Here is a 14,635-nt window from a genome sequence, read left to right as displayed (position 1 = left end):
CTGTTACAAAAACTCTAACATGAAAACATTTAAAACCCTTATTATATTTTTTATTCTCATCAATTGTCCTGCTCTTCTTTTGGCACAAAGCGAACGTATTCATGGGAAAATCTTACTTTCCGAACAAACTCCTGTGAAAAATGCTATTCTAAGGCTTGTTAATACCTCATATCAAGCCAAAACCAATAATCAGGGAGAATTTTACTTTGATAATGTTATTCCGGGTGAATATACACTTCAGGTAGTTTTAAACGATTTGGAACTCATGCGGAAACAGATCAGCATTGAAAAAGAAGTCTATGAAATTCCCACGATTCATGTCTCAATACAAAATAATGAGATTGAAGGAATAACGATTTATGCATTTAGTAGAAACAAATTCCTGAATAAAGACAGTACTTCTGTCTCAAAAATGCCTTTGAAAAATCTGGAGAATCCACAAGCTTATACAAGTATCAATCAACAAATTCTGAAAGAACAACTTACATATGATGTTTCAGAAGTGGTGAAAAATGTTCCCGGTATGGTAAAAATGCAGGGAAGTCCGGGGAGAGGTTCCGGAGATGGAAGCTTTTATTATAGTCTTAGAGGATTTCCAACAAAAATTTCAATGGTAGACGGAGTTCCTGCCACTACTAACGGAGAAATTGATCCTTCGGATATTGAACGTATTGAAGTTATTAAAGGGCCATCCGGAACTTTATACGGCGGAGCTGTTACTTCTTTTGGTGGGCTTATAAATCTCGTTACCAAAAAGCCTAAAGATTATTTTGGTGGTGAAGTTTCTTATATGTTGGGCAGTTATAACCTAAATCGTGCTACCGTTGATGTTTATGGACCTGTTACAGATTCAAGAAAGACATTATTTCGTTTGAATGCCGCTTATCAATACCAAAATGGGTTCAGGGATTCAGAATTTAGAAAATCTTTCTTTGTTTCACCCTCATTAAGCTATCAGGTAAATGATAAACTGAAATTTAGTTTAGGTGCTCAAATTTACAATTATGAAGCAACAAATACCCCTATTATTTTTCTTCCAAGAGGGCGTGCATTTGTTGCACATACTCCTCATGAACTCGGTTTTGACTGGAAAAGATCGTATTCCAATAATGATATGATCTTAAAAGCTCCGTCTACCAATGTAAAGGCTGAAGTTAACTATAAAATCTCAGATCACTGGACTTCACAAACCCTTATTTCAAGGAACTACAGAAAAACGGAAGGTCTATACCAGTATCAGTTTATCAGAGGAAAAGACAGTGATGTTTCTCTTGAACGTAATGTACAATGGCAGAATTCAGAAGCCTCTTCTACAAGTGTTCAGCAAAACTTTAACGGTCAATTCAATATCGGAAAAATCAAAAATAAAGTTCTTATTGGATTGGATTATTTAAATCAAACCCTGAATAACAATCATTCACCTATTATCAAGTATGATACGATCAACGGGCAGAATCCCGGTGCTAAATATGGTTTTATTTCGAATGATCTGGCTTTAAGAAAAATACAGGCGTCAAAAGCAGCTCTTACCAGAAATACCACATCAAGTAATATATATGGAGCTTACTTTTCAGATGCCCTTTACATTACAGACCGATTGATAACTTTATTAAGTTTGCGTGTTGATTATTATGAAAGCAAAGGACAGTTGGATCTAAATAAAAATACCCGTTCCGGAGATTTCACCCAAACAGCATTATCACCCAAAGTGGGAATTGTCTATCAGCTCTTTAAAGATCGTTTATCAGTATATGGTAACTATATGAACGGATTTAGTTATACTCCTCCGGTGAATCAGGAGCTTCCGGACTACAGTGGAGATATGAAACCACAAAAAGCCAACCAATGGGAAGTTGGTTTTAAAGGAAATCTTTGGAAAAACCGATTGAATTTCACTGTAGGATATTATGATATACTGGTAGATAATATATCAAGAGATATTGCAGTAACTCGAAATGGTGAAATATAGAGTTACCATTCAGGACGGGGAACAGAGAAGCAAGGGAATTGAAGTTGAAATTATTTCCAATCCTATTCAAGGCTTAAATATTATGGCCGGATACACTTACAATGACAGTAAGTTTGTTAAAGCAGATCCTACGGTAGACGGACTTCGTCCTGGTTCTGCCGGACCTGCCAGTGTATTTAATTCCTGGACAAGTTATGTGCTTCAGTCTGGCAAGCTGCAAGGACTAGGCTTTGGAGTAGGAGTGAATCGTGTAGGTCATCAACTCAGCGAAAATAAGACAGACACGGGAAAATTTACTTTCCCAGCTTATACTCTAGTGAATGCGTCTGTTTCTCTTGAAAAAGAAAGATATAGAATTGGTTTTAAAATGAATAACCTTGGAAATGTTCAATATTTTGCAGGACAGGGAGTAATCGTTGCCCAAATGCCTCGAAATTTTGTTGCTGAGGTAAGTCTTAAATTTTAATCATGAAGCTCACATTGAGAAAAGCAGCCCTTCAATTACATCTATGGCTCGGATTAACCTCCGGGCTTGTAGTGGTGATTATGGCAGCTACCGGATGTATTCTTGCTTTTGAAGAGGAACTAAAACATCTCGTACATCCTGACAGGTATGTTGTAAAAAACATAGGAAATAAAAAATTATCTCTTTCTGAGCTTTCATTAAAAGCTGAAAAGGTTCTTCCTGACGGGCTTACAATCAAAAGAGTTCAGATTTCTTCTGATCCATCCCGTACATATGTGTTCCGAACTCTTAAAATGGATAATGATGCATTAACCTACTGGGGAACTTATCTTTATTATTATCGAGTTTATATTGATCCATATACGGGAAAAGTTCATGAAGTGGAAGATGCCAAACACGACTTTTTTGAAATAGTACTGGATCTCCACAGAAGGTTGCTATTGGGAGAAAAAATAGGAAAAACCATTACAGGATATTCTACACTCATGTTGGTTATTATTCTTTTTTCCGGGCTGATCATCTGGTATCCGAAAAAGATGAATAAAAACATGCTGAAAGGAATGTTTTCCATTAAAACTTCAGCCAGCTGGAAAAGAGTGAATTATGATCTTCACAATGTCTTAGGATTTTATGCTGTAATTCCTTTGATTCTCATCTCTTATTCTGCACTCATCTGGAATTTTGAAAACTTCGATAAGTGGATAAAAAATACCTTGAATGGAAACGCTCCAATTGAACAAAAAGTAAAAAGCAGTATTCCTCTAGAGCAGTTTACAAACCGCAAAATTATTTTGAACAGCATTGGTAAAAAAGTGGAAAAAGATCTGATTGATAAAAAATCAGCACTTATTAATTTCCCAAGAACGGATGAAGGGACTTACTATGCAGAACTCACCTATGGAAATAAGCAGTATCAGAATGAACAATATAATTTTGACCAGTATTCCGGAAAAATCTTAAAACACCAGGTATATAAAGATGAAAGATAGGGTATGGTACCGCGTTAAGAGAAAGAAATTACGACCTGCATACCGGAAGTATTTTCGGTGCCACCGGGCGAATCCTTTACCTTTTAGCAGGCATTATTGCGACTTCACTTCCTATTACAGGGCTCATCATTTATTTAAACCGAAAAAGGAAGAAGCCAAAGAAAAAACTTCAGATCAGCAACAAATAAATACCATTAGCCTCTATCATCATAGAGGCTTTTTTTATCTTTATTTAAAATGCAGGATATTCTGGGAAAGAATCTCAATACTTTTGTCCATTTCATCAAAACTCAGATCTCCAAAGCCCAGTCTTATCGCGGTAAGATTTTTATTCTGATAGAGCAGGGTTTTGGGAATAAAAAGATTATCCTGGGCACATTTCCGGCTCAGTTGCATCAGATTAACAGGAATATTCCATTCCATCCAGATGGCAAGACCTCCTGAAGGCTTTTCAAAAGTGATCACATCACCAAGATTTTCTTTAAGCAAAACGCTGAAATAATCCCGTCTTTCCTGATATACCTTTAAGGATTTTTTCAGATAACGGTTGATTTCTCCTTCCTCAATCATTTCTCCCAATGTTCTTTCCATCAAATATCACCTTGCCTATCAATAATTCCAAGATGCTTCCGCATTTCTACCATCAGATTTTCAGGGGCTACAATAAATCCGGTTCTGAATCCCGGTGCCAGTGATTTTCCAAAAGACCCGATATAGATCACCATTCCATTGGTATCAGCACTGGCTAAAGGAAGAATAGGACTTTTATCATAATGGAATTCATAATCATAGTCGTCTTCAAGAATGACAAATCCATATTCATTGGCTAATTCCAGTAGCTCCATTCTTCGTTGGACACTTAAAGCCACTGTTGTTGGGTAGTGATGGTGCGGAGTAAGATAAAGCATCCTTATTTTCTGCTTTTGACAAGCTTCACGGACACTTTCTACAATAATTCCGTCTTCATCAATGGGAAGAGTTACAATATTGACTCCAGCTTTCTGGAAAATCATATTCACAGAAAAATAACTCAGATCCCCAACCAGAACGGTATCTCCTGGAGACAAAAGGATTTCGGAAACAATATAAATACTCATCTCCGTACTTCTGGTAATCAAAAGATTGCTCTTGGAAATTGGTAAACCACGGGATAGATTAAGATACTGGGATAAATGCTCTTTGAAAAACTCACTTCCGTCCTGGTTATAGTGACCGAGCCCTTTTTGATTGGACTTCCGCTTAAGAATAGAACTGTAAAATCTGGAATGCTGTCCGATTTGAGTCAATCTGATATCCGGAACTCCATCATTAAAAACATATTCACAATCCGAATGCTCAAACGGATTATCCAGAATATTAGAGGTTTTAAAAGTAAACCCTGTTGTTTTGGGATAGTTTTGAAGACTATTATCTTTGAAATCCCTTACCTGAAGAGGTTTTTCCTGATCCTTTCCAATAACAAAAGTTCCTTTATTCGGAAAGCTTTCCACCCAACCCTGAGCAGATAGTTCGTCATAAACGGCTACTGCTGTATTTCGATGCACTTCCAGTATTTCACTAAAAGCTCTGGTTCCGGGAAGCTTCGTTCCAAAAGGTAAAAATCCTCTTTGAATGGCATTCACCAATTGATTAGCAATTTGCAAATAGATAGAAGTCTCTGATTTTCTATCTATTTTAATGAAACTTTCATAAGGAATCTTAACCGGACTATCCATAATATAAAAACTGGCACCATAGAACCATCCGGCAATATACTACTTTTGACATCAAAATAAAAATCTATGGAATTTCATCATCTGCTCGAAAAAATAGTAAAAGATGGCAGTACACATGCCAAATGGCTGAACACCCTTTCTTTTATGGAAAATGCCGGGGCAAGAAAAATATCAAAGTGTGAGCATCCGGCTTTAGTTACCCAAATTCAGCTTAAACATGCTGCCGAAGAACACCGTCATGCTTATTACCTTAAAAAACAGATTGGAAAAATAGATCCGGAACTTTGTAAAACTTATGAAACAGAGAGCTCCTTGCTCCCATAGCAACAAGGCAATATCTGCATTCATTGGATATTAAGGCCTGCAGATATCTTCAAGATGTATTTGAATTGACAAAAGAAGATCTTAAGTACGCTGCTTATCTCTTTGTTACCTATGCTATTGAGGTTCGTGCTGATGAGCTTTATCCTGTTTATCAACAGATCCTTACAGAAGAATCTTCAAAAATCATGGTAAAATCTATTATCCTGGAAGAAGAAGGCCATCTGGAAGAAATGATTAATCAGCTCAATGAATTCTCTGAAAACTGGCAACTCCATGCAGATCACATTCTGCAAATAGAGAAAGAACTTCATGAACAATGGATCAATGCCATTGCAGAAGAAGTAGCGCAGCTGAACTATGCTTAAAAGGATGAACTATTTTCAGGAAGCCCTGCATAAAAGAAAGCAGGATGGTACATTAAGAACTTTAAAGCCGAAAATCGAAGGAATAGATTTTTACTCCAATGATTATTTGGGACTTGCCAGAAATAAAGATCTTCAAAATATATTATTAAAGACGATGAATGCGAATCCTCAACTGATTTCAGGAAGTACAGGCTCCAGGCTGATCAGTGGGAACAGCAGCGTAGTAACTTCTACAGAAGACTTTATTGCTGAAAAACATCAGTTTCCTGCTGCTTTGCTATTTCCATCCGGTTATAATGCCAATTTAGCTTTATTTTCAACGCTTCCCAACCGTCATGATACTATTATTGTAGATGAACAAATTCATCGCTCTGTACATGATGCGTGTCAAATGTCAAATGCCAAAAAAGTCAAATGTAAACATAATGACACTGAACATCTGGAAAGCATTTTAAAAAGACAGAAAGGACATTGTTATATTGCTATAGAAAGTCTTTATTCCATGGAAGGAGATTTTGCTCCAATCAAAAAAATTGCTGAACTGGCAAAGCGATATGAAGCTGACCTAATCGTTGATGAAGCCCATGCGTTTGGAGTTTTTGGAAAAGGTTTAGTTGATGAGTATGATTTGCAGGATCTGGTTACAGCCAATGTAATCACCTATGGAAAAGCATTGGGAGCTCATGGTGCTGCCATTCTTTGTAATGATATTGTAAAGTCTTATCTGGTCAATTTTGCTTCACCTTTTATTTATTCTACTTCTGCACAAGATTTTCAATGGGTGAGTATACAAGCCGGATATATTTATTTAGAAAAACATAAAGAACTATCCATACAGCTTCAAGAAAATATCAAACTATTCCGAAGTCAGGGATTATTATCACCCTCTTTTGAAGAAAGCCCGGTTCAGGCTATTATTATTCCTGATAATCTAAAGTTAAAATCTTTACAAAATACATTATCAAAAGAAGGATTTTTAACCTATGCCATTTACAGCCCTACAATAAAAGAAGGAACAGAAAGACTTAGAATCTGCCTTCATAGCTTCAATACAAAAGAGGAGATTATCAGGCTTACAGAAATTATTAAAGATTTCATTTAGAAAAAGACAAAACAACCAAAGCCAAATCCGTCACATACTGTTTTACATTTTGTATTACATAAATCAAGAATCCGAATGAAACTATTTATAACAGGCATAGGAACAGAAATTGGAAAAACCGTTTGTTCTGCCATTTTAGTACAATATTTTAAAGCCGATTACTGGAAACCTGTACAATCGGGGGACCTTCATTTTACAGATAGCCATAAAATTGAGAGCTGGACTGATCATACGGTGTGTCATCCCGAAACGTATCGTCTTCAATTGGCAGCGTCTCCACACCAATCCGCAAGAGCAGAAAACATACAGATCAATCTTGATGATTTTCAACTCCCAGATACTCAAAACACTTTGATTGTAGAAGGAGCAGGAGGACTCATGGTACCTCTTTCAGATCATATTTTTATGATTGACCTGATTGAAAAACTGAACCTTCCTGCTGCTCTCGTGATACGAAACTATTTAGGATGTATCAACCATACCTTGCTCTCAATCTTAGCTCTACAGCAAAGAAATATCACATTGGAATATCTGATTCTCAACGGAGAATTCCCTGAAGATACAGAAAGAGTGATTTCCAATTACATCACAAAAGAAACAAAAATTATCAAAATTCCTGAAATACAAAGTACGATTAAGGAACACATTACAACTACTGCAAAACAATTAACGATAACAAAACTATGATAATGGATACAACAACAATCAGAAACAACTGGACTAAAGAAGAAATAGAAGAGATTTATCACTTACCTCTTATGGAGCTTATCTACAAAGCGGCAACCGTACACCGTGAATGGCATGATCCTTCAGAAGTACAAATCTCTACTTTATTATCCATTAAAACCGGAGGTTGTCCTGAAGACTGTTCATATTGCGGACAGGCAGCCCGATATCACACCAATATTAAAGTACAGGCTTTACTCCCTACAGAAACCGTTATTGCTCATGCACAAAAAGCGAAAGACAGCGGTTCCTCCCGTTTCTGTATGGCTGCCGCATGGCGTGAAGTTCGTAACAACCGAGATTTTGACAGAGTGATCGACATGGTAAAGGAGTGAATGAACTCGGACTGGAAGTATGCTGTACTTTAGGAATGCTTACCGAAGAACAAGCGATAAGACTTCAGGAAGCAGGATTATACGCTTATAATCATAACCTTGACACTTCTGAACAATATTATGAGGAGATCATTTCCACCAGAACGTTTGATAATAGAATCAATACCATCAACAATGTACGAAAAGCAGGAATTACAGTCTGCTCCGGTGGAATTATTGGACTTGGAGAAACCCACAGAGACAGAATCTCTATGTTGTTAACATTAGCTACGATGCCTAAACACCCTGAATCTGTTCCTATCAATGCATTAGCAAGGGTAGAGGGAACTCCATTAGAAGATAATGAAAAAGTTGATCCCTGGGAAATGGTAAGAATGATCGCTACAGCAAGAATTGTTATGCCTTCTTCCATGGTAAGATTAAGTGCAGGAAGAATAGAAATGACTGAAACAGAACAAGCCTGGTGCTTTATGGCAGGAGCCAATTCTATTTTCACCGGAGAAAGAGAAACATTACTGGTGACTCCTAATCCCGGAGTTTCTGAAGATATGCAAATGCTGCAAACTCTTGGATTAAAACCTATGATGAAAAGGGAAAGCTGCTGCTAAAAATTGAATAATGAGTTTCTGGATTGTAATTATGTATATTTTGAATTTTGTTCAAGAATTACTTATTGAGTTCTTTGGGTCTTAGTTTTTATAGATTTAAACACCAGGATTGCAAGAGAAGCATTATTAAACTGCAGATTGTTTCGTTCGCAAGGGCGTTGCATTCAGCAGAGAAAAGTACATTATTAGCCTTAGCTGAGTGAAATGCCTTTGCGATCTTAAAAATTATACGGCATGATTATAAAACCCTAGCGAACACTGTGTTAAAAAAAGAAACTCTTACTTATTATAATTTAAACGCCAAGATCGCAAGAGAAGCATTATAAAACTGCAGATTGTTTCGTTCGCAAAGGCATTGCATTCAGCAGAGAAAAGTACATTAATTAGCCTTAGCTGAGTGAAACGCCTTTGCGATCTTAAAAATCATACCATATGATTATAAAACCTTAGCGAGCATTGCGTTAAAAACAAAAACTTTCACCTGACTTCAAGAGGTCATAAATACATTTTATATCAATACATGAATACAACAACACCAGCCAGCCTCCAAGAAAGGGATAAAGCCGTTAACTGGCATCCTTATACCCAGATGAAAACCGCAGACAACATTATTCCTATTGTAAAAGGTAAAGGACTTTATCTTTATGATGCGGAAGATAAACAATATATGGATGTCGTATCTTCCTGGTGGGTAACCCTGCATGGCCATTCTCATCCTTATATTGCTCAACGTATATTCGAGCAACTCAACACTTTAGAACAGGTTATTTTTGCCGGATTCACCCATGAGCCAGCCACCCAACTTTCTGAAAATCTATTGAAACTTTTACCTAATAATCAAAATAAGGTTTTCTATTCTGATAATGGTTCTACAGCAGTGGAGGTAGCTTTGAAAATGTGTATTCAATATGCACACAATCAAGGAAAAGAAAAAACAAAAATTCTTGCCTTTAAAAATGCATACCATGGTGACACCTTTGGGGCAATGTCTGTAAGCGGAAAAAGTTATTGGACTAAACCTTTTGAAAGCAGGTTGTTTGAAGTTATTTTCATCGATACGCCTAATGCTGAAATTTGGCAAGTATACAAATGCAGATTGAAGAAATTGCAGATGAAGTAGCTTGTTTCATTTATGAGCCATTAGTTCAGGGAGCCGCAGGAATGTTAATGTATAATGCCGAGGATTTAAATAATCTAATGGAATTCTGCAGGCAACAGGGGATTCTTATGATTCAGGATGAGGTTTTTACAGGATTTGGAAGAACTGGAAAGCTCTTTGCAGCCCATTATCTTACCGAACAGCCCGATATTATGTGTTTTTCTAAAGGGTTAACTGGTGGAACAATGCCTATGGGAGTTACCACCTGTTCTAAAGAAATTTATGAGGCTTTCTGGTCTGATGACAAGCATAAAACTTTATTCCATGGACATTCTTTTACAGCCAATCCTTTAGCCTGTACTGCTGCTTTAGCAAGTATGGAATTATTACTTAAAGAAGACACCCAAATGAATATCAAACGTATTTCTCAACAGCACTCAGAGTTTTTAAAAACTTTAGCTGAACACCCTCAGGTCGAAAATCCCCGCCAGATTGGAACCATTCTGGCTTTTGATTTTAAAACCGGACATGGTACTTCGTATTTCAATGAAATCGGAAAACAGCTTTACAATGAATTTTTAAAAAGAGGAATCATTATGAGGCCATTAGGAAATGTAATGTATTTGGTTCCTCCATATTGTGTTACATCCGAAGAATTGGATTTTGTATACCGGAATATTCTGGAAGTTTTGGATGAGTTTATCGGATAAACGATTCTTTCAAACAATATTTTTTAATATACCTTATAGGTTTTAGGAACCTATAAGGTATCTATATTCATTTAATTGATGTTTTTTAAGCCGTTTGAGCAATCATGCATAGGAAATCAAAATAATGATTCTTTCATTTGTAAAAATTAGTATTTTTTTAAATAGAGATTTCTTACTTCTTAATAAGTTTTTTTGTGACAATTTTTCCATTTTCAAAAATTGTTTTCACAAAATAAATTCCATTAGAAAGTTCAGAAACATTAGAATTGTTTTCTTTTACGGTTTTTAATAACCTTCCATCAACAGAATGGATCTCTATCTTACCGATTTTTTCTTTCGATTGATAAATTAAATTTTGTTTTACAGGGGTTTCAAAAATAATTTTAGGATCATTTTTTGAAATTTCTGTTGTTGATAATGTAGCTGGGGCACTTAAAAGATATTTAACAATTTCTTTTGTGGTTCCATCTCCGTAAACAATTATACTATTATCAAAAACCTTGAGCCTACTAACATTATGATATAATAAATTAGAATCGTTTTCTATATATTCTCCAAATATAGTATCAGTAGTTCCATTTTGATTAAGTTTAGAGATATAATAACTAGGTGCATTATTAAAATCAGCAACCCCTCCGATATAATAAGAACCGTTTTTTTCGTAGATATCCCAAAATTCAATGCCAGAAACACCATTATAACTGAATGTGGTATCCTGCGTACCGTCAACATTCAGTCTTTTTATGGCAGGAGGCTCTAATACTCCAAATCTTGCGAATATAATTCTATTCCCCGAATCTACTTTTACAACAGTAACATTTACCTCATTTAATGAAGCCTGACCATTGTTACCAAAACTGGTTATAGGCTGCCCGTCAGGAGAATATTTTTTTATTGAATTTTGTACCCAACAAAAAATATTGGACTGGTTATCTAACATGAAGCGGGGAATTCCATATGTTGACAGTTTTCCACTATTTCCAAAGCTGTTATCTGATGTGCCATCAGAATTTAATCTGAATGTATGCGTGTACCCATCAAAAAAGCCTACAGAATCTATACCTGTTCCTGAAATAATCATTTTATTTCCTTGTTCTATGAGGTTGCTTTTTATATCGAAGTTGTCTTGAGAAAAATTGGCTAATGCCTTTATTCCACCATTGGAAAATGAAGGGTCTAATTGTCCATTGGAAAGCAACCGAACTACATCTAAATAATGGATGTTATTGAGAGTGTCATCTCTCCTTAATAATAAAGTCAATTGATCATTGGAATGTCTTATAAACCCAACCAGAGTGCCTGATCCATAATTCAACGCAACCTTACCATTGGTTCCAAAAGTAGGATCCAAAGAGCCATTATAGCTTGTCATTTTAGAAACAATTATCTGATTAGTGTTGGAATCAAAGGATTGGTAAAATACGGTATTGTTTGTTTCTGTTAATTCTCCTAAATAAGAGCTTCCTGTTGGGAGGCTGTAAATTCCGTTTGAAGCAAACGTAGGATCTTTGGAGATAATTTGTGCAAAAGAAGTTTGCATTACAAGAATGAACACAAGTAATAATTTTTTTTTCATTGTTTGTTTTTTTAAAAAATTTGAAGTTATATTATGCAACCCCCTATATAAAAGCGTTTTAGATTTTTCCCAAATGTATGATAAAATTTTGAAAGAACAAGGAAATGCTAGGGTTCTGTTTTCACTCTAAAAGATGGAGAAACGATGCATCTATCTTTTGCTTAAAATATCAGGGAATTCGGTCAAGATTTCTCAATCTCTTAAACCTTATAGCTTTCGAAAACCTACAAGGTTTATACACATTAATACAATATGCTACATTCCAAAAAAATGAGGCCTTTTCAATCAGAAAAGACCTCATTATATTTTAAAATAAAACTCAGTAGTATTAATCTTCTACATATTTATTTCTTGCAGCTCTTAATCCAAAGAAAAGCATGATCAATACTGCAGCACTCAGAAAATAGAATGAAGTGTTCCAGGAAATATCCCAATCATGCAGTTTTCCAAATACCGGTGGTCCAAATGCTGCAATCAGATAGCCCACAGACTGTGCCATTCCGGAAATCTTCACAGCATTGATACTGCTTTTCGTTCTTGTAGAGAAAAACAGGATAGACAAACTGAATGACAATCCATTGGAAATTCCGATGATAACAGCATTCACATAGATCCATTGAGATTTTAGAAAAACAAACATCATTGTACTTCCAAACATCAAAGCACATATAAAAAGGATCATAATTCTCTGATCTTTCATTTTACTGGCAATAATCGGGCAGCAGAATGTTATAGGAATCATAGTGATCTGAATAACAAAAAGTACCCAACCTGAACTTTCACCAGGCATATGATAATCTGTCAGGAAAGAAGGCAGCCAGGCCACCATACAATAGTAAAATAGAGACTGTAATCCCATGAAAATACTGATATTCCATGCCTGAGACGATTTAAACATATTAAAATCAGAAGTTCCCAAAGCAGGCTTAGGCTGATCGGAGTTCCTTTTATTAAAAATCATTTCAAGAATCAATACCAAAAATCCTAAAGCGGCGATCACCAGCCAAATTCCCAGGGAACCACGCCATCCAAAACCTGTCCATTCTCCGATTCTTACACTGAAACCGGAAGCCAGAGCAGCAGTAAGGTTCATAGAAACGGCGAAAATACCCGTCATCAAGCCAATTTGTTTCGGAAAGTTATTTTTAACATATCCGGGTGTTACTACATTTCCTATACAAATTCCTAAACCAATAAATACTGAGCCAGCAAACAACAACCACAGAGAGCCTGTGATCCTCAGAAATAATCCAAAACTTAGAATAACCAATGAATACATCAATAGTTTACTGATTCCAAGGGTATTAGAAAATCGACTCACCAAACTGAGCAAACGGCAAACATAAAGAGTGGAATAGAGGTAAGGAGGCTTACCTGGAAATTATCCAGCTGTAAAGCATCCCTCACATCACCCAATACGGGAGATACTGCAACAATAGGAGAGCGTAGGTTACTGGAGATCAAGATAACAACCAGTACATTTAAAATCATTAAAACATAAGAAGCATTCTTTTTGACTTCGTTCTTCATCATATTAAAAACTTTTGCACAAAATTAGTATAGTAATTTTGTTTAATTTTGCCAAAGTTTTAACCTAAAACGACATGAATGACAATGACAGTATAAAAATAGATGAGCTTCATAAACCTTATTTTGTCTGGTTTGAAGAAAACTGGATCCATGATGATGTTCTCCATAAGCACCAAAAGGGGCAATTGGTCTATGTAGAAAGTGGATTTCAATATATTACCATTGAAGGGCGGATTTATCTTCTTCCCCAGAATCATGCGGCCTGGATCCCATCCAATGTTATTCATAAAACCAACTCCCATTCTGAAAAGATCAAGCTGATGATTATGTTTGCTGATACGGATCAGAAAAATTCCTTTTATGATGAGGTCACTGTATTTTCCGTTCCTCCTGTATTGAGGGAAATGATAAAATATGCTGAAAAGTGGTCTAAACTGATGAAAAAAGATTCTGATGAGACCCTATTTTTAAAAGCCCTTTTCAATGAACTTCCTCATTTTGTAGAACATTCCCTGAAGCTTCACCTTTGTCTTCCCAAAGATAAACGCCTGGAGAAAGTCATTGAATACCTTCATGATTATTACAATACAGAAATCAAAATAGACAATCTCGGTGAGCTGGCGCTCCTTTCTTCCCGAAGTCTGGAGAGAATTTTCAAAAAAGAAACGGGTCTTACCCTGAGCAAATATCAACAAATGCTTCGTATTATTAAAAGTTTAGAATTTCTGAGCGCAGGAAATTTAACCATTTCAGAAACGGCTTATGAAATTGGATACAAAAGTGTACAGGCTTATACCCGAAGTTTTCAGGCTGTGATGCAATTCAGACCTACGGATTTTATTAAAAACATTAATTTAGGTCTAGGAAAGGGGATTTATTAAAAGTTAAAAATCACTGTAATCAGCTATAGGAATATATTACAAATTTACTTTCATGTACATAATTCCCATTTCGTCCATTTATTACATCCGCAGAAAAACATCGGATATAAAGCTTATTAAAGCAAAAAGGCCTCCAAGAGAGGAGACCTTAAAAAAACACAAATGATGAAAAAAAATTATTTCGATTCACAAATATAAGCAAAATTTATATTATGCATCGCATTGGATGAGCATTTTTTT

Annotated in this window: 10 protein-coding genes and 4 pseudogenes; 10 read left to right on the top strand and 4 right to left on the bottom strand. The window is 35.8% G+C overall.

All coding sequences use genetic code 11. The features are described 5' to 3' along the window. The first annotated feature begins 19 nt into the window (after positions 1–19). From QWZ06_RS13255 to QWZ06_RS13240, 4 genes are read left to right on the top strand one after another with little or no spacing between them, the layout of a single operon-like run. The gene (locus tag QWZ06_RS13255; RefSeq protein ID WP_290298636.1) at positions 20–1,969 is read left to right on the top strand and encodes a TonB-dependent receptor; all 1,950 of its coding nucleotides are present in this window, start codon (positions 20–22) and stop codon (positions 1,967–1,969) included. Continuing rightward, positions 1,956–2,435, top strand: a complete 480-nt coding sequence (locus QWZ06_RS13250; RefSeq protein WP_290298634.1) for a TonB-dependent receptor domain-containing protein — start codon at positions 1,956–1,958, stop codon at positions 2,433–2,435. The genes QWZ06_RS13255 and QWZ06_RS13250 overlap by 14 nt, the downstream gene beginning before the upstream one ends. Positions 2,436–2,437: 2 nt before the next feature. Continuing rightward, entirely contained in the window at positions 2,438–3,424 is a 987-nt protein-coding gene (locus QWZ06_RS13245) for a PepSY-associated TM helix domain-containing protein (protein ID WP_290298632.1), read from the top strand. Continuing rightward, a complete protein-coding gene (locus tag QWZ06_RS13240; RefSeq protein ID WP_353960015.1) occupies positions 3,421–3,612 on the top strand; it encodes a PepSY domain-containing protein in 192 nt (63 codons plus the stop codon). The genes QWZ06_RS13245 and QWZ06_RS13240 overlap by 4 nt, the downstream gene beginning before the upstream one ends. Before the next feature lie 40 nt (positions 3,613–3,652). On the opposite strand, the pseudogene QWZ06_RS13235 reads toward QWZ06_RS13240, so the two are convergent. Next, positions 3,653–5,139: pseudogene (locus QWZ06_RS13235) on the bottom strand (aminotransferase-like domain-containing protein). A gap of 66 nt (positions 5,140–5,205) precedes the next feature. Here QWZ06_RS13235 and QWZ06_RS13230 point away from each other — a divergent pair. The 5 genes and pseudogenes from QWZ06_RS13230 to bioA all read left to right on the top strand — a co-directional run bounded on the left by QWZ06_RS13230 (position 5,206) and on the right by bioA (position 10,408). Then, positions 5,206–5,828, top strand: a pseudogene (locus QWZ06_RS13230) (hypothetical protein). A 4-nt stretch (positions 5,829–5,832) separates the two neighbouring features. Then, complete coding sequence (locus QWZ06_RS13225; protein WP_290298631.1) at positions 5,833–6,930, top strand: aminotransferase class I/II-fold pyridoxal phosphate-dependent enzyme; 1,098 nt, start codon at positions 5,833–5,835, stop codon at positions 6,928–6,930. 75 nt (positions 6,931–7,005) lie between these two features. Further along, entirely contained in the window at positions 7,006–7,617 is a 612-nt protein-coding gene (gene bioD / locus QWZ06_RS13220) for a dethiobiotin synthase (RefSeq protein WP_290298630.1), read from the top strand. 2 nt (positions 7,618–7,619) lie between these two features. After that, positions 7,620–8,599, top strand: a pseudogene (gene bioB / locus QWZ06_RS13215) (biotin synthase BioB). Between the two features lie 520 nt (positions 8,600–9,119). After that, a pseudogene (gene bioA, locus QWZ06_RS13210) lies at positions 9,120–10,408 on the top strand (adenosylmethionine--8-amino-7-oxononanoate transaminase). A 172-nt stretch (positions 10,409–10,580) separates the two neighbouring features. Here the strand turns inward: bioA and QWZ06_RS13205 are convergent. The 3 genes from QWZ06_RS13205 to QWZ06_RS13195 form a co-directional block, all read right to left on the bottom strand. Next, positions 10,581–11,984 (bottom strand): T9SS type A sorting domain-containing protein, encoded by a 1,404-nt coding sequence (locus QWZ06_RS13205; protein ID WP_290298629.1) that lies wholly within the window; start codon positions 11,982–11,984, stop codon positions 10,581–10,583. A gap of 328 nt (positions 11,985–12,312) precedes the next feature. Further along, positions 12,313–13,305 (bottom strand): MFS transporter, encoded by a 993-nt coding sequence (locus QWZ06_RS13200; protein WP_290298628.1) that lies wholly within the window; start codon positions 13,303–13,305, stop codon positions 12,313–12,315. Continuing rightward, positions 13,302–13,517, bottom strand: coding sequence for a hypothetical protein (locus QWZ06_RS13195; RefSeq protein ID WP_290298627.1), 216 nt, complete (start codon positions 13,515–13,517; stop codon positions 13,302–13,304). Before QWZ06_RS13195 ends, QWZ06_RS13200 begins: the two co-directional genes overlap by 4 nt. A gap of 71 nt (positions 13,518–13,588) precedes the next feature. On the opposite strand from QWZ06_RS13195, the gene QWZ06_RS13190 reads away from it, so the two are divergent. Then, positions 13,589–14,395, top strand: a complete 807-nt coding sequence (locus QWZ06_RS13190; protein WP_290298626.1) for an AraC family transcriptional regulator — start codon at positions 13,589–13,591, stop codon at positions 14,393–14,395. Positions 14,396–14,635 lie beyond the last annotated feature (240 nt).

Origin of the sequence: Chryseobacterium tructae, from assembly GCF_030409875.1 — a bacterium.
GTDB lineage: Bacteria > Bacteroidota > Bacteroidia > Flavobacteriales > Weeksellaceae > Chryseobacterium > Chryseobacterium tructae.
The sequence above is the reverse complement of the archived record's forward strand: the minus strand, read 5'-3'. Positions and strand labels throughout refer to the sequence as shown.